Annotated in this window: 15 protein-coding genes and 1 riboswitch; of the genes, 13 read left to right on the plus strand and 2 right to left on the minus strand. The window is 51.7% G+C overall.

Translation table 11 applies throughout. From position 1 onward, the window contains the following. Nucleotides 1-69 precede the first annotated feature (69 nt). The 11 genes from ACTS9Y_RS14845 (at nt 70) to ACTS9Y_RS14895 (ending at nt 12,627) form a co-directional block, all read left to right on the plus strand. Nucleotides 70-1,533 (plus strand): cytochrome ubiquinol oxidase subunit I, encoded by a 1,464-nt coding sequence (locus ACTS9Y_RS14845; protein ID WP_442586680.1) that lies wholly within the window; start codon nt 70-72, stop codon nt 1,531-1,533. Continuing rightward, the gene (gene cydB, locus ACTS9Y_RS14850) at nt 1,534-2,535 is read left to right on the plus strand and encodes a cytochrome d ubiquinol oxidase subunit II (RefSeq protein WP_442586681.1); all 1,002 of its coding nucleotides are present in this window, start codon (nt 1,534-1,536) and stop codon (nt 2,533-2,535) included. A 12-nt stretch (nt 2,536-2,547) separates the two neighbouring features. After that, nucleotides 2,548-2,688, plus strand: a complete 141-nt coding sequence (locus ACTS9Y_RS14855; RefSeq protein ID WP_442586682.1) for a DUF2474 domain-containing protein — start codon at nt 2,548-2,550, stop codon at nt 2,686-2,688. A 159-nt stretch (nt 2,689-2,847) separates the two neighbouring features. Next, entirely contained in the window at nt 2,848-4,131 is a 1,284-nt protein-coding gene (locus ACTS9Y_RS14860; protein WP_442586683.1) for a PqiA/YebS family transporter subunit, read from the plus strand. After that, the gene (gene pqiB, locus ACTS9Y_RS14865; protein ID WP_442586684.1) at nt 4,115-5,962 is read left to right on the plus strand and encodes an intermembrane transport protein PqiB; all 1,848 of its coding nucleotides are present in this window, start codon (nt 4,115-4,117) and stop codon (nt 5,960-5,962) included. The genes ACTS9Y_RS14860 and pqiB overlap by 17 nt, the downstream gene beginning before the upstream one ends. Before the next feature lie 12 nt (nt 5,963-5,974). Further along, a complete protein-coding gene (locus tag ACTS9Y_RS14870) occupies nt 5,975-6,562 on the plus strand; it encodes a PqiC family protein (RefSeq protein WP_442586685.1) in 588 nt (195 codons plus the stop codon). 161 nt (nt 6,563-6,723) lie between these two features. After that, nucleotides 6,724-7,221, plus strand: coding sequence for a peptidoglycan-binding protein LysM (gene lysM / locus ACTS9Y_RS14875; protein ID WP_442586686.1), 498 nt, complete (start codon nt 6,724-6,726; stop codon nt 7,219-7,221). Nucleotides 7,222-7,321: 100 nt separating this feature from the next. After that, complete coding sequence (locus ACTS9Y_RS14880) at nt 7,322-7,570, plus strand: hypothetical protein (RefSeq protein ID WP_442586687.1); 249 nt, start codon at nt 7,322-7,324, stop codon at nt 7,568-7,570. Nucleotides 7,571-7,804: 234 nt separating this feature from the next. Continuing rightward, on the plus strand, nt 7,805-9,418 hold the full coding sequence (locus tag ACTS9Y_RS14885; RefSeq protein ID WP_442586688.1) for a GGDEF domain-containing protein: 1,614 nt from the start codon (nt 7,805-7,807) through the stop codon (nt 9,416-9,418). 239 nt (nt 9,419-9,657) lie between these two features. Continuing rightward, entirely contained in the window at nt 9,658-10,884 is a 1,227-nt protein-coding gene (locus ACTS9Y_RS14890) for a cation:proton antiporter (RefSeq protein ID WP_442586689.1), read from the plus strand. Between the two features lie 123 nt (nt 10,885-11,007). Then, entirely contained in the window at nt 11,008-12,627 is a 1,620-nt protein-coding gene (locus ACTS9Y_RS14895; RefSeq protein ID WP_442586690.1) for a diguanylate cyclase domain-containing protein, read from the plus strand. Between the two features lie 128 nt (nt 12,628-12,755). On the opposite strand, the gene ACTS9Y_RS14900 is transcribed toward ACTS9Y_RS14895, so the two are convergent. Both ACTS9Y_RS14900 and ACTS9Y_RS14905 read right to left on the minus strand, forming a co-directional pair. After that, the gene (locus ACTS9Y_RS14900; protein WP_442586691.1) at nt 12,756-13,568 is read right to left on the minus strand and encodes a nickel/cobalt efflux transporter; all 813 of its coding nucleotides are present in this window, start codon (nt 13,566-13,568) and stop codon (nt 12,756-12,758) included. A gap of 132 nt (nt 13,569-13,700) precedes the next feature. Next, a complete protein-coding gene (locus ACTS9Y_RS14905; protein WP_442586692.1) occupies nt 13,701-14,072 on the minus strand; it encodes a hypothetical protein in 372 nt (123 codons plus the stop codon). A gap of 58 nt (nt 14,073-14,130) precedes the next feature. Beyond that, a riboswitch (yybP-ykoY riboswitch) is annotated at nt 14,131-14,307 on the plus strand. A gap of 12 nt (nt 14,308-14,319) precedes the next feature. Here ACTS9Y_RS14905 and mntP point away from each other — a divergent pair. Further along, nucleotides 14,320-14,904: a manganese efflux pump MntP gene (gene mntP / locus ACTS9Y_RS14910; protein ID WP_442586693.1), complete on the plus strand. Its 585-nt coding sequence runs from the start codon at nt 14,320-14,322 to the stop codon at nt 14,902-14,904. Nucleotides 14,905-15,001: 97 nt separating this feature from the next. Then, nucleotides 15,002-15,451, plus strand: a complete 450-nt coding sequence (locus ACTS9Y_RS14915; protein ID WP_442586694.1) for a DUF4760 domain-containing protein — start codon at nt 15,002-15,004, stop codon at nt 15,449-15,451. Nucleotides 15,452-15,466 lie beyond the last annotated feature (15 nt).

The raw sequence follows: 15,466 nt of genomic DNA on the forward strand, positions 1-15,466 counted from the left end.
CTGAGTAAGCCATTATTTGCTCGGCAGGTGACTAGCCGGTAGCACCATGCGCGATATATAAGGATAAGAATGTCTGATCTGGCATTAACGTTAGCAAGAATTCAATTTGGATTTACCATCTCTTTCCATATCGTCTTTCCGGCGATCACTATTGGTTTGGCAAGTTATCTGGCGGTGCTTGAGGCCAGCTGGTTAAAAACCAAGAACACGGTTTACCTCGATCTTTACCATTTCTGGGTCAAGATATTCTCTTTATGTTTTGGCATGGGCGTGGTGTCTGGCCTGGTGATGGCTTACCAATTCGGTACCAACTGGGCGGGGTTTTCTACAGTGGCCGGGAGCGTGACTGGCCCGCTATTGACTTATGAAGTACTGACGGCGTTTTTTCTTGAAGCGGGTTTTTTAGGCGTGATGCTGTTTGGCTGGAACAAAGTGGGGCCAGGCCTGCATTTCACCGCGACATTGATGGTAGCGATTGGCACACTGGTCTCGGCCACCTGGATATTGGCTTCCAATAGCTGGATGCATACGCCGCAGGGGTTTGAGCTGGTAGATGGCAAAGTCATCCCTGTCGATTGGTTTAAAATCATTTTCAATCCTTCTTTCCCCTACCGTCTCGTGCATATGGTGATTGGTGCTTATCTGGCCACGGCCTTGTTTGTGTCGGCGGCGGCTTCCTGGCAATTGTTCCATGGTAAAAATAACCCTAGCGTGCGCAAGATGCTATCTATGGGTTTATGGCTGATCTTGCTGATCGCGCCGCTACAAGCGGTAGTGGGTGACCTGCATGGGCTGAACACCTTGAAACACCAGCCGGCCAAGATCGCCGCGATTGAAGGCCACTGGGAAAACAAAGACAAACAAGCAACGCCACTGATTTTGTTTGCCTGGCCAGATATGGCACAGGAGAAAAATCACTTTGCGGTCGAGATCCCGGTATTGGGTAGCCTGATATTGCGCCATTCGCTGACTGAGCAGATCCCGGCGCTCAAAGACTTCCCTGCCGCAGACCGGCCGAATGCCACCATTGTGTTCTGGACTTTCCGGATCATGGTGGCATTAGGTTTGCTGATGATATTGCTGGCAGTCACTTCACTGTGGCTGCGCCTGAAAGATCGCTTATATGAAAGCACGGCTTTCCAGAGATTCTCCATCGCCATGGGGCCTGCCGGGGTGGTAGCCATCCTGGCCGGCTGGTACACCACAGAAATCGGCCGCCAGCCATGGGTGGTATATGGCATTTTGCGTACGGCAGATGCGGTGACGCCGCACACCACCAGTGAAGTGGCGCTCACATTGGGCTTGTTTGTGGTGATCTACCTCGCCCTGTTCGGCATGGGCACTTTATATGTATTACGACTGGTGAATGTCGGGCCTAAAACCGATGAGGCTTTGCAGGGGGATGCTATTTCCATCAACCGCAATGAGCTCGATGAATTTGCACTGGCACCAGAATTCCACCCTGACACCAAGGAGCCAGCGACTTCTCAACATAACCCTGAGCAACCTCACACTGATAAAAAGGATCAATAAATGGATTTATCACTGGTCTGGGCCGTCATCATCCTGTTTGGCATCATGATGTACATCATCATGGATGGCTTTGACCTGGGCATAGGCATCCTTTATCCATTTTTCAAAGAGAAGCATGACCGCGACCTGATGATGAATACCGTCGCACCGGTGTGGGATGGCAATGAAACCTGGCTGGTACTGGGCGGTGCCGGTTTGCTGGCGGCTTTCCCGCTGGCTTATGCGGTGATCTTAAGCGCGCTTTCCTTACCGTTGTTATTTATGCTGATGGCGCTGATCTTCAGGGGTGTGGCATTTGAATTCAGGTTCCGCGCGACCGATGAAGAACGTCATTTTTGGGATAAAGCATTCTTGTGCGGATCGATTGCGGCGACGTTCTTCCAGGGCATGGCGCTAGGCGCTTACCTGCAAGGCATCAAGGTCGTCAATCATACCTATGCGGGTGGGCCGTTAGACTGGATTTCACCTTTTTCCATTTTCACCGGCCTCGGGTTGCTGGTGACTTATGCCCTACTCGGCTGCACCTGGCTGATCATGAAAACAGCGGGCGATTTACAGGCGACCTGCTATAAACTGTCACGCCAAGTTTCCATCATTTTGTTCCTGATCATCATAGGCATCAGCCTGTGGACACCGCTGATGGATAGCGGCATTGCAGAGCGCTGGTTTTCAATGCCTAACTTCTTATATCTCTCGCCGGTGCCACTGCTGGTAGCGTTTTTCTTTTATCGCCTGCAAGCATCGCTGCGTGCGAAATCTGAAACCACGCCGTTTATCTACACGCTGTGCCTGATCCTGTTAGGGTATGCAGGCCTGGGCATCAGCATCTGGCCTAATATCATCCCGCCACATATCTCAATACATGCCGCAGCGGCACCGCAGCAAAGCCAGATGTTCGCACTGATAGGCGCGCTGGTGATTATCCCGGTGATCCTGATCTACACTGGCTGGGCTTATTACGTTTTCCGCGGCAAGGTAGACCCGGATGAGGCTTACCATTAAGGGAACAGTTGCATGACAGGCACAAAACCGAAAAGCAGTTTTGCCAAAAGATTAGGCTGGCTGGTGCTGATCTGGGCTACCAGCATTGCTGCGCTCGCACTGGTGAGTGTGATCATTAAACTATTGATGAAGGCGGCAGGATTCAATAGCTAAGCCTGGTAAGGCAGCCACGCGAGAATCTTTTTCCGTTTTCCCGGTCACTCCTATAGGGGCTTTGCCATAACATGCATGATGAAATGTGCTTGCCCGTTCAAATCCAATCCGTTTAACATGCCATTTAAAGCCGTGCCTTAATCTATCAAACCAATCTTGATGACTACCCAGCAAAAAATTAAATGGCGGCGCTTGCGTGCCTGCAGCGCTTGCGATATGGTCAGCGCGATCCCGGTGTTGCGCCCCGGCGAGCACGCCAGTTGCCCGCGCTGTGGTCATGTATTGGCGCGGCGGCATTTGCACCCTGTGCAACGCAGTATCGCGTTGGCAGTCACCGCGCTACTGAGCTTATTGATCGCCATCGCCTTCCCGTTTATCAGCATGGATACCAACGGCCTGGATAGTCAGATCGCCTTGCCGCAAACTGCCGTCACCCTGCTGAATGTCAACCAGCCGCTGGTGGCGCTGATCGTCAGCGCCACGGCGATCATTCTGCCTGCGTTGTACCTGATAGGGGTGATCCTCATGCAGGCCAATGTGTTGCGCACCGTGCCGCGTGCTTATAGCGACATCATCGCCCGGCTGTTCTCGCGCCTGCATCCGTGGATGATGGCGGATGTTTTTATGATCGCAGCGTTAGTGAGCCTGGTGAAACTGACTGATATCGGTGAAGTGCAGCTAGGCGTTTCGTTTTGGGCCTATTGCGTGTTTGCCTTGTTATTATTGATGACCACGCGTTCTGTCGATATCGATCTGCTATGGCTGAAACTGGCGGGCGAACCGCCGCCTGATACCGGCATCCGTTGCGGTGTCAATGCGGCTGAACAACATGTGGCCGGCTGCACGACTTGCGGCCTGATCAATGCACTACCCGCCGCAGGCAAAGACTCCGCTTATCTATGCATGCGTTGTGGCAGCACCTTGTATGCACGCAAACCGAATAGCTTGCAGTTCACCTGGGCATTATTGCTGACAGCCGCCGTGTTATATATTCCGGCCAATGCCTACCCGATGATGATCACCACTTCATTAGGCCAGAGTCACTCCTCAACCATCATTGGCGGCATGATAGAACTCTGGCAGCATGGCTCTGAGCCGGTAGCAGTCATTATTTTCGTCGCCAGCGTGCTGGTGCCTATCATTAAAATGCTGATATTAATGCTGTTGCTATGGCTGGCGCGCCATCCCGGCCCATTGAATGCGCAGCAAAAAACTGCGCTTTACCGTATTACCGAATTGATCGGCCGCTGGTCCATGGTCGATGTATTCGTCGTCGCCATCATGGTAGCGCTGATACAATCCGGCAACCTGATGTCGGTATTGCCCGGCCCGGCGGCACTGGCATTTTGCGCGGTTGTGATTACAACCATGCTGGCGGCGATGGCTTTTGATCCCCGTTTATTGTGGGATACCCAAGGAAAACCTTATGACAGAGCAAAATAATAATCAGCCACCTAAAAACCCGCCCGGCCCTGATCAGCAAGCACCTGATCAGCAAACAAGCAGCCAGCAAGCGCCTGATGAGAAAACAAACAGCCAGCAAACGAATGGTCAGCCAGCCCATGACCATTTACTGGCCAATGTCAGCAAGCAAGTACGCGTCTCGCCGATCTGGATAGTGCCTATCGTCGCCCTGCTGATAGGCTTATGGCTGATCTATGACAATTACACCCGCGTCGGCAAACAGATCACCCTCTCCATGACCAACGCCGAGGGCATTGAAGCCGGGAAAACCAAAATCAAGGTACATAGCGTGGATATCGGCCAGGTCGAGCAAGTGACCTTGTCCGATGATCTCACACATATCGAAGTGCTGGCGCGCATCACGCCCAAAGCGCAACCCATGCTGGTCAAGGATACCCAGTTATGGGTAGTCAAACCGCGCATCGGGCTGGAAGGCATCAGTGGCTTGAATACAGTGATTTCAGGTTCTTATATCCAGTTGCAACCTGGCAAAGAGGTTGAGGAAACCGACCACTTTACTGTGCTCGATCAACCGCCTATCTCACTTAATGGCGCCAAAGGCGTACATGTCAATCTTGAAGGCAAAGTCGGCAATGCCTTGCGCGTTGGTGACCCGGTCACGTATCAGGGTTTACGCGTTGGTCGCGTTGTCAGCGCCACCTTTGATCCCAAGCAGCGCAAAATGCAGCACGAACTGTTTATTGAGCACCCTTACGATGTATTGGTGACTAAAAACTCCCGCTTCTGGACTGCGGTAGGCATTGATGTCAAATTAGACGCAGAAGGCTTTAAAGCGAATATCCCCACCGTGGAATCCCTGATCGCCGGCGGCGTCAGCTTCGGTCATCCGGACGATATCCCCATGGGGCAACCGGTGCGCTCGGAAACCACTTTTGAACTGTTTGCCAATGAAGACGCTGCACGCCAGCAAACCTATGACCAGTACATCGAATATGTGCTGCTGGTGGACGATACCGTGCGCGGGCTGACGAAAGGCGCCCCGGTTGAATTCAGGGGCTTACGTATAGGCACTGTCATGAACGTGCCGTGGAAATTCAACTCGCCTGAACGCAAAAAAGATTTCCGTTATGCGATCCCGGTGCTGATCCACCTGGAACCTGGACGGCTGGCCGACAACGGCCAGGCAGACCTGGAAGAATGGAAAAGCCGCATTAGCCACATGTTACAGCGCGGGCTGCATGCCACCCTTAAATCCGGCAATCTGCTGACAGGTTCAGTGTATGTCGATTTGAATGTGGATCAAAAAGCGCATAAACCCTACAAGCGAGAACGTTTTGAAGGCCTGCCGGTATTGCCGACCAGTGCCACCAGCCTGGCGCAGATCGAACAGAAACTGTCTGACCTGCTGGATAAACTCAACCACCTGAATGTAGAACCTGTGCTTTCCGGGCTGGATAAAAACCTGCAACAATCTGAAATCACCATGAAAGAAATCCGTGCGCTAAGCGTGCAGGTGAACCAGTTTATCAGCCAGCCTGACTTGCAACAGATGCCAGCCAACCTGAACAAAACCATGCAGGAAGTACAAGCCACACTCAAAGGCCTGTCACCAGACTCGCCTGCTTATCAGGAACTGACCACTACCCTGCAACGGCTGGATAAAGCCTTGCGTGATATACAGCCATTGGCGCGCACCCTGAATGAAGAGCCGAGCGCCATCCTGTTTGGCCGCAAACCGGGCAATGACCCGGTGCCTAAAGCACCGGCAGATTTAAAAGTACCTAAAGCACCGGCAGACTTAAAAGTGCCTAAGGCACCAGAAAATCAACAAGCGCCGGCCAACCCGTAAGGAAAAATATTCATGATGATCAAAAAACAATTACGGACTGGCTTGTTGTTACTAGTGGCATGCAGCCTGGGTGCATGCCTGAAATCAAACCCGCCGGTGCAAAGTCAGCGCTTTAGTTTGCCAGAAGTGTCTGCCGTACTACCTAAACCGCCATCGGCAAATGCAGCAAAACAAACCCTAGTGTTAAACCGTATTCAACTGGCAGATTACCTGGATACAGACCGCATTGTGGTGCAGCTGGATGATGTCACTTTGCATCCTGCGCGCGACCATCTATGGGTAGATAACCTTTCACAGGAGTTGCGCCGTGGCCTGCGTGCGCGACTCTCCAGCCGTCTGCCAGATACTGCCATCATAGATCCACTAGCCGGCGCACCTGCTGCTACCAGCCTGCAATTGACCATAGACCAGTTCCACGGCCAGATCGATGGCTATGCCGTGCTCAGTGGCCAGTGGCAGTTGCTGTCTGCCGACCACAAGCCTTTGCAAAGCCATTCATTCAAATTCACTACGCCGCTGGCAGAGAGTGGCTACCCGGCACTGGTGCGCGCATTAGGCAATAACCTGGATCTACTCAGCGCGCAGATCGCAGGGCAATGACCACGCACGCCCTAGGCTGGTCAGCCTGCAAGAATGAATCACCGGCACCTGCTTTTGGTAGCCGGTTTTTTTATGCGAAGCGCTGGTCACGCGCTAGTGGCAACACCGTCTATTTGCTATGATGACTTTTCCATTCACAATAAAAAAGTCAGGAGCTGGTAATGGGTTTATTCTCTTTTATCAAAGAAGCGGGTGAGAAGCTGTTTGGCGCTGGCGAGGCCAAAGCTGCGCAGGAAACAGCCAGTAAAACACCTACCCCGGTCAATGTCGACGCGGCCAACGCCGCTGCCGCCAAGGCTATCCAGAATTACATTGCAAAAAACAACCTGCCGACGGAAGGCTACGACATTAAATTTGATGGCGGCAGCGGCACCGTCATCGTGCAAGGCAATGTAGAGACGCAGGAGATCAAGGAAAAAATCCTGTTATGTTGTGGCAATGTGTCCGGCGTGGAAGGTGTGCAGGACCAATTATACGTGCCCAGCCAGGAGCCGGAAGCCAGGTTTTACACTGTCGTCAAAGGCGATACCTTATCGAGGATCGCCAAAGAGATGTATGGCAATGCCAATGCCTACATGAAGATATTTGAAGCCAACCGGCCCATGCTTAACCATCCTGACAAAATCTACCCTGGCCAGGCATTACGCATTCCGGAGTAACGCGTACTGATTTATCAGTTGCGTATCAGTGATTCATTAGTCAGTCATTCATTATTGTCGGCAATATCAGATTATTTAAAAACTATCAGGAGGAAAGATCATGTCTGCATTTTTTCGTTTGTTAATCATCGCCGGTTTAAGTGCCACCTTGCTGGTTGCCTGTGGCGAGAAAGAACCCACGGTTGAAGAGGCGCTGGAATCTGCGCAAACCCACACCGAGGAGGCCGCAGCTGAAGCCAAAGAAGCTGCTGTCGATGCTGTGCAGGCTGCCAAAGACGCCGCAGCGGCAGCCAAGGAACAGATTAAGGAAACCACTGAAGCGGCTGAAAAAACCGTTGAAAATAAATAAGTCTGGGCCCGCATAAAAAACCCGTCTTCACAGGCGGGTTTTTTTATAGCCCAAGTCACAACGTTAGTTAGTAATTCTTTGCTTTTCTTAATCGGCTGGCCCAGCTATAGCACAGGAATTTTTCATGTACACTGCCCCGTGATTTGCAGCGTTGACTGGAAAATTTGATTGCAACGATATCGGTTTTGGACGCGACTGACACAATGGATGCGCTTTGTTCCATTGGTGTTTTTTATGGTGCCATTGGCATCAGCGGCCCCGGCTTTGCTCGGCACTACCTGCATTAACCAGCAAGGCGCCATCATCGAGAGCATCCCGTTGCAGGGCGGAAAGTTTGCTTGCCAGAGCCTGCTTAAAATCACACAGGCCAACCAGTATGTGATCGATTTCAAAAACACCTCGACCATTGCACGTTTCCAGCATGAAATTTTCCAGGAAAATGGCGCACAGCCCGACGAAGCTCAAGGGAAACATTCCTCAGCAGGCACATCGCCAAACCAAGCCACCCACTCACAAGCTCTACAAAAAAAAGACCTGCTGCATATTCTGACCGGCGGCTTGAGCAGTGCAGAACACAACCCATTTATGCTGCGGCATGGGCGCATCGTCAGCCTGAACCCCGGCACCTACAGGCTGATCACCTGGCTGCAATCCCCCTACTACCTGGCAGCGCCTACTCTGCTGATCACCGACCTGGCCAGCTACCAGCGCCAGAGCAATATCAGCGCAGCCGCCAGCTTGCTGCTGCTGGGGACTTTGCTGGGCTTATTCGCTTACTATGCAACGCTGGGCGCCCTGCCTGGCCATATGACAGAACGCATGTATGCCACGTTTATTTTTGGCAACCTGGTGTTTCACGCAGCCGCGCTGGGCGCGTTTAACCAGTTCTTCAACTGGCACTGGTTTTACCTGACCGGCCTGCCGTTGCTGATCGCCAACCTAGCCTATGTGAGTTTTATCTGCCACTTGCTGGGCATTAACCAGTTCCACCGGCCGCGCCTATACCAGCTATCGCTGATTGCCAGCAGTCTGCTGATCGCCCTGATTGTACTCGGCATGATCTTCCCGGCATGGATGCTGGCAATGTCGCGCATGGGCGTGCTCATTTCCCTGGCCTTTGGCCTGTTATGCGGGTTGCGCCTGAGCATGCAAAGGCAGATCATCGGCCAACTCTACCTGCTGACGACCATAGGCTTTGGTATGCTTTGCATTATGGCGAGCAGTGCGGCCAACGCCACGCAGCACATTTTCACCCTGGAGCAACTCGGGCTGTTTGCGGTGACCATACATGCCATCCTGCTATCGATATTAGTCGCTTACAAACTCAGTCGCCTGCATCTTGAAAAAGAGCAATTGCTGGTCGAGTTGCAAAACACCCGTTCACTGGCGCTGACAGATAGGCTCACCAGCATGCCGAACCGGCATGCGCTGGAAAATAAACTGTTGAAGTTGCCGCAACATGGCTGCCTGATGTTTCTCGATATGGATAACCTCAAGCACGTGAACGACCAGTTTGGCCATGAAGCCGGTGACCTGTTGCTCACGCTGTTCAGCCAGATACTTTCCAATAAACTCAGCGAACATGGCCAGCTTTACCGGCTGGGCGGGGACGAATTCGCTATTCTATGCCATGAAGATGATGTCGAATGGTGCGAGCACCAGCTGGAATACACGCATATCCAGTTAGGCAAAGAAGGCTTTGCCGGCGTGGGTGCCAGCATGGGCATCGTCTTTGCGCACGAGGCATCCAGCACCGAAGCCTTGTTACGGATCGCCGATAAACGCATGTACGAAAACAAACGCACGCGCAAAAACCGCAAGGAAATGATGCAGGTCCTGCACCCCTGATCATTGCAGAGGGCGTTCATAAAAGCCCTGTCAGATTTACTTTCTTGCCACATACATGCATTGCTGTATTTAAAACCGCAAAGCTGGCCCGCTTATGATTTATACTCATCAAATTGTTCGCAAGGCACTATCACCAGCGCATCTGATGTAAGACCTTTTAACCTGTGCATTAAAAGGCTTTAGATACATGTTTAAAACAAGCCTCAGTTGCCTTGCTTAAGCACCAGAAGAAAGTAGTCATGCCTTTACTCACTACCCTGCTTGTCCTGATCGTCTGCGCCCGCCTGCTCGGGCAAGTGTTCACCCGCTTTAACCAGCCCGCCATCATCGGTGAAATGGTCGCCGGCGTCATTCTTGGCCCCAGCCTGTTCAATTTGATTACACCGACCCCGGCCTTATCCGGCATTTCAGAACTGGCAGTGTTTCTGATCGTCCTCTCTGCCGGCCTGGAAATGAATTTCAAGGAAGTCATAGACTCCATGCGCGGCAAAGGCATCGTGATTGCCTTGCTCGGCTTTTTACTGCCGCTCACAGGCGGTATCTTGGTCGGCGTTGCGTTTGGGCTGGATGTCAGCCGCACCATCTTTTTAGGCTTGTGCGTATCCATTACCGCACTGCCGGTCACCGTCAGCATCCTGCAAAGCTTCAAACTGCTGGATTCAGATATCGCACGCTATTCCGTTGCCACGGCTATCTTTAACGATATCGCCGCGCTGCTGGTCTTAGGCGTGATCCTCAACCTGCCGGAACAAAAATCCTACCAGGCGGTGAGCATTGCCATCTTTAATGCCAGCTGGAAACTGATCCTGCTGATCTTGCTGATCCTGAGTGTCAGTCTGCTGATCAAAAAAGTCATTGATAAAGGCGTTAACCTGCATTTGTGGTCAGAAAAACTGGTCGCCCTGATAGGCAATGAAGCGCTATTCGGCATCCTGCTGCTATTTGTCCTCATCTTCGGCTCGGTGAGTGCCGCACTTGGTTTCCATTTCGTCATCGGTGCATTTTTTGGCGCGTTGCTGATAGACCGTAACTTCTTCCTGCCCTCCCGCTACAAAGAATTGGAGTTAACCCTGGGTTCTATCACTGGTGGCTTTCTGGCACCGGTGTTTTTTGCCTACCTGGGGCTGGAATTCAAAGTGCATATCATCGAATCATTCTGGTTTGTGGCGGTGGTATTGCTGGTGTCTATCGTGACCAAGATCCTGGCCGGATGGCTGGGTGGCCGCCTGATCGGCTTACCAAAAAGTGATGCACTGGGCATAGGCTTTATCCTCAATGGCCGCGGCGTGATGGAACTGGTGATCGCCAGCATCGCCTACGAGCGCGGATTTATCGGCCAGGACCTGTTCTCGGTGCTGGTATTGATGGGCGTGGTGACCACATTGATCACGCCGCTGATGTTCCGTAAATGGATCATGCCGCAAATCGAAGCCAGGGCGAGCGCGGCATCGCCCTCTGGCCAGTAATATGGTCTATATTTACGTATGATAGCCATCCTGACACTTGCAAATTCTTTTCAGGCGGCATCAAATCGGGAAAGATTCATACATAATGGTGTTTTACTCAATCGTCGGCGCTTAAGGGTCAGTTTGCAGCTTTCACCCATATTCTATCGTTGCCTGTTGTTGCTCAGCCTGTTGTTGCTCAGCCTGCTATTCGCCGGGGCTGCGTTTGCAAACCCCGCATTTGCGAACCCCTTATTTGCAAACCCTACGCTCAGCGACAGCGTGTGCCAGAATGAGCGCGGCCAAACCGTGCAGCAGATTCCGCTATATGGCGGCAAATTCACCTGCCACACCACGCTGACCATCACCGCAGCTGATAGTTATGTGCTCGACTTTAAAAACACCACCGTGATCGCCAATTTCAACCATCAGCTCAGTGCGGCAGATGGCAAGGCCTATACTGCGCACGGTGGCCTCAACAGCGCTGAAAAAAACCCTTACCTGTTGCGTCACGGGCGCAAGTTCGACCTGTCACCCGGCACCTACCAACTTTCCACCCAGCTCAATTCGCCTTATTTCCTGGCACAACCCGAACTGTTTATCGCCACTGAACCGGATTACCTTTCCCAGGTGCTCGCAAGCTCGGCAGGCGCGATCCTGATGCTGGGCGTTCTAATGGGTATTTTTGTCTATTACATCGCTATCGGCCTGGCACCCGGCCATGTGACCGAACGCATGTATGCCTTGTTTATCCTAGGCAACCTGATCTTCCAGGGTGCGGCCCTGGGCGCGTTTGCACAACTGGCAGATTCACACTGGTTTTACCTGAGCAGCGCCCCTATCCTGCTGTCCAATATCGCCTACGTTGCCTTTGTGCGCCACCTGCTCGGCATCAACGCCACGCACTATCCCAGGCTGCATCAGTTCTCGCTGATCGTTTACGCCATTCTGGTGGCGCTATTAGTCAATGCCCTGATCAACCCCAACTGGATGCTGGAAATGGCACGCACCGGTGTCGCGATCTTTCTGGTCTTTGGCTTTATTTGCGGCAGTTATTTCAGCTGGCTCAAACATCGCACCGCGCAATACTATTTGATCGCCATCACCGTGTTTGGCGTGCTGGGTGGCATGAGTATCAGCGCGCAAAAACTCAGCACCAATATCTGGACCATAGAACAGATGGGGCTGATCGCCGTGACGGTTGAAGCCATTTTGCTGGCACTGGTGCTGGCCTATCAGATCAACCGCCTGCACAAAGACAAAGACCGCATGCTGGTGGAGCTGCAAGATACCCGCTCGCTCGCCCTGACCGACCGATTGACCAACCTGCCCAACCGTCACGCGCTGGAAGGCAAAATGCTGAATTTTCCGGCCTATGGCTGCCTGATCTTCCTGGATATGGATAACCTCAAACACTTCAACGACCACTTTGGGCATGATGTGGGCGATACCCTGCTGAAAAACTTCAGCCTCTACCTCAACCAGCGCCTGGGCCGCGAGGCACAGTTATACCGCCTTGGTGGGGATGAATTTGCCATTTTGTGTCATGAAGATGAAGTGGAATGGTGCCAGCACCAGGTAGAGGCCACCAACAAACAACTGCAAGTCGGCGGTTTTATCGGCGCCGGCGCCAGCCAGGGCGTCGTGTTTGCGCGTGAAGCCAATACCCCGGCAGAATTGATGCGCATCGCCGACAAACGCATGTATGCGAACAAACGCTCGCGTAAAGACCGCAAAGAAATGCTGCAGGTTTTGCAAAACTAGCTATCTCTCCTGCCGGGATTGTTGATATCGACAGACAAGCATGCCCTACGCTACCCATTCAGGCTCAGCCTGATACCACAAACTAAAAAGCCTCCGGATTCGGAGGCTTTTTTATTGGTTCAAACGTACTATCCTGGCAATCCACTGAGCCCATGGTAGCCCACATAAATCCCCACCAGCAAAATCAACACCGCAGAGAAATACGGCGCCTTTCTGGCAAATTCACCAAACCCGGCCCAACGGTTGGAAACATGTTTGATACTCATCGCCGCCAGCACCCCAGAAGCCACCATAGTCAATGCCAGACCTATGCTGAAACAAAGTACTAGCGTCGCCCCCAATGCAATCTGCTTAAGCTGCAAACATAACAGCAATACCGTGATGGATGCCGGGCAAGGAATCAATCCGCCGGTTAACCCGAAAATCACAATCTGCCCGGTGGTAACCTGACGACCTGCAAACCTGTGCTGTATCTCTTTGGCATGCGCCAGTTCATGCGGGTCTTGATAGCCCAGTGACAGATTTTCCAGCCCGGCTTTATGATCGTGATCGTGATCGTGATCGTGATCGTGATCGTGATCGTGATCGTCATGCGCCATTCTCGCGTGCTGACGTGTCACCCAAGCCATCCAGATCGCCATGGCGATCAAAATAACCGCTGAGATGATTTGAAAATAAGGCTCTGAAGTTTCAGCGTTCCAGCCACTGCCAAAATACAGCCCCAGCATGGCAATCGCCCAGACGATAGCCGTATGTGAAATGGTCGCCGCTAACCCTAACAACACCGCCTGTTTCACCGTGCCGCGGATGGCAATAATGAAAGCCGCCATCATGGTTTTGGAGTGGCCGGGTTCCAGGCCGTGCAATACGCCAAGCAAAATGGCGCTAGGGATAAACAACCAGCCGTTGCCGTGCTGGATCAAATTCAAAAAATCACCCATTTGAACTCTCCAATGCAGACAACATGCAAATAAAACTGCCTCGCAGAGACAGCGTAGAAATAACCATCATAAAAGCCCCTCAATGTTTAAGAAATACACATAGAGCGCCGGGCGAACACTGTCGTCAGGCGCTTACAGGGCGAGGTAAGGCGGCTTTTGCGGGGGAGAGGCAGAGGGGTTGAGGTAAATCACAGGCACAAACCCTGGCACTTCAGTGGCAGACCTGCTGGCAGTCATCAACACTTCATCAGCCAGCAAGGTAGAGAGGTGGATATTGTGCTCAAAATCAATTAAATGCAGCACCGATGGCACCGAGTCATCCTGATGCAAATCGCCATCTTGCTCATGGTGATGTGCGATATGCGCCATATGCTCGACCATATGCGTGAGTGTTTTTTCCTGCGAGCTTTGCGAGCCGACCAGATGCGCGAATTCTACGTCCGCAGCCAGTAACGGTTGCAGCGGTAAAAGCCAGATGATGAACAAAATAAACAGGCGGCGCATAGCCCTATTCTATTACAAGCTTCAAATAAAAAACCATGCCGAATCAGTTATAATGCCGCAACCTTTGGGGAGTAGCCTGCTTCGGCCTGATAAGTTTTTGGGATGCGAAGCGCCTGTGTCAACATAATCGACTCACGTCGTGGTGCAGGCGGCCGTTTTCGGTTGGCGAGACTAATGGATAACAGTGCGACAAAAGTCGGGCGTGCTGCTATCTATTGATTTCGTCCCGACTAGAAAACAACACTCAATGAACCTTACCAGCACCTCCATCGCGCTTATTGCGCTAGCCATGTCCACCGACGCGTTTGCCGCCGCCATCAGCAAAGGCGCAGCGCTCAAAAATCCCAAACTGTCAGAAGCCCTACGCACCGGATTGATTTTTGGGGTCATCGAAGCCATCACGCCCTTAATCGGCTGGGCCATCGCCACCTTCACCATCAAAACTTTTGCGTCACATTACATTACCGACTGGGATCACTGGATCGCCTTCACCCTCCTGCTCGCCCTCGGCCTGCACATGATTTACGAAGGCTTTCAACCCGCAGAACCCGAAGAAGAAAAACCCACCAAACACTCCTTCTATATCCTCGCCATCACTGCATTCGCCACCAGCATAGATGCCATGGCCGTAGGCGTCAGCCTGGCGTTTATGGAAGTGAATATATTCGTCACCGCCGCAGCGATTGGCTTAGCAACATTTACTATGGTGACTATCGGGGTGATGCTGGGGCGTGTGCTGGGGTTAATGTTTGGGAAGCGCTCGGAAATTGTTGGTGGCTTGGTTTTGATTGCGATTGGGTCTTATATTCTTTATGAACATCTGGTTATGTAGGGCAGTACATTTCTATAAATTTGGAATATTATGTAGGAATGTATTTATAGCCCCCCCGTGTTACATAACTGGGGAAATTTCAAACTGAGATAAAACTATGCCAACTAGCCAAACTGTAAGCCCAGAACTTTTTTATATTCAAATAACAGCATGGGCAGCTGTTGCAGCAGTAATTGCATCAATTGTTATGGTGCTTTTTCAAATATGCTCATCAAAGAAATCTCTTAAGGTTCAAATATCCCTTCAGTTAGGAGATAGGTACGATGAAAAGCACATGAGGGAGAACAGAAGAGACCTTGCCAATCTTTTACTTACAAATGTGAAACCAACATCTGCTCAAATGGAAGTTGTGCTAGATCATCTTGAGACTGTTGCCGACTTTTATCTCAGAGGCTGGGTTGATAAAGGCATTATACATAATTCATTTTGCATACCATTCAGGTATTGGTGGGCAGCCCTTAGCAGCGATGTAAACACTTTGAGGTCATCTTTCCACGATGTTACGTTATACGAACGTACTGAAAAACTTGCGAACATCTATAACTAAAGAATACGCAAAGAG

Source organism: Methylophilus sp., assembly GCF_052173275.1.
Lineage (GTDB): Bacteria > Pseudomonadota > Gammaproteobacteria > Burkholderiales > Methylophilaceae > Methylophilus.

Coding starts and splice junctions, on each gene's coding strand:
- ACTS9Y_RS14880 (WP_442586687.1), top strand. CDS start 7,322: ATGTCTGCATTTTTTCGTTTGTTAATCATCGCCGGTTTAAGTGCCACC.
- mntP (WP_442586693.1), top strand. CDS start 14,320: ATGAACCTTACCAGCACCTCCATCGCGCTTATTGCGCTAGCCATGTCC.
- ACTS9Y_RS14885 (WP_442586688.1), top strand. CDS start 7,805: ATGGTGCCATTGGCATCAGCGGCCCCGGCTTTGCTCGGCACTACCTGC.
- pqiB (WP_442586684.1), top strand. CDS start 4,115: ATGACAGAGCAAAATAATAATCAGCCACCTAAAAACCCGCCCGGCCCT.
- ACTS9Y_RS14905 (WP_442586692.1), bottom strand. CDS start 14,072: ATGCGCCGCCTGTTTATTTTGTTCATCATCTGGCTTTTACCGCTGCAA.
- ACTS9Y_RS14845 (WP_442586680.1), top strand. CDS start 70: ATGTCTGATCTGGCATTAACGTTAGCAAGAATTCAATTTGGATTTACC.
- ACTS9Y_RS14900 (WP_442586691.1), bottom strand. CDS start 13,568: ATGGGTGATTTTTTGAATTTGATCCAGCACGGCAACGGCTGGTTGTTT.
- ACTS9Y_RS14855 (WP_442586682.1), top strand. CDS start 2,548: ATGACAGGCACAAAACCGAAAAGCAGTTTTGCCAAAAGATTAGGCTGG.
- ACTS9Y_RS14860 (WP_442586683.1), top strand. CDS start 2,848: ATGACTACCCAGCAAAAAATTAAATGGCGGCGCTTGCGTGCCTGCAGC.
- ACTS9Y_RS14890 (WP_442586689.1), top strand. CDS start 9,658: ATGCCTTTACTCACTACCCTGCTTGTCCTGATCGTCTGCGCCCGCCTG.
- ACTS9Y_RS14870 (WP_442586685.1), top strand. CDS start 5,975: ATGATGATCAAAAAACAATTACGGACTGGCTTGTTGTTACTAGTGGCA.
- ACTS9Y_RS14915 (WP_442586694.1), top strand. CDS start 15,002: ATGCCAACTAGCCAAACTGTAAGCCCAGAACTTTTTTATATTCAAATA.
- cydB (WP_442586681.1), top strand. CDS start 1,534: ATGGATTTATCACTGGTCTGGGCCGTCATCATCCTGTTTGGCATCATG.
- lysM (WP_442586686.1), top strand. CDS start 6,724: ATGGGTTTATTCTCTTTTATCAAAGAAGCGGGTGAGAAGCTGTTTGGC.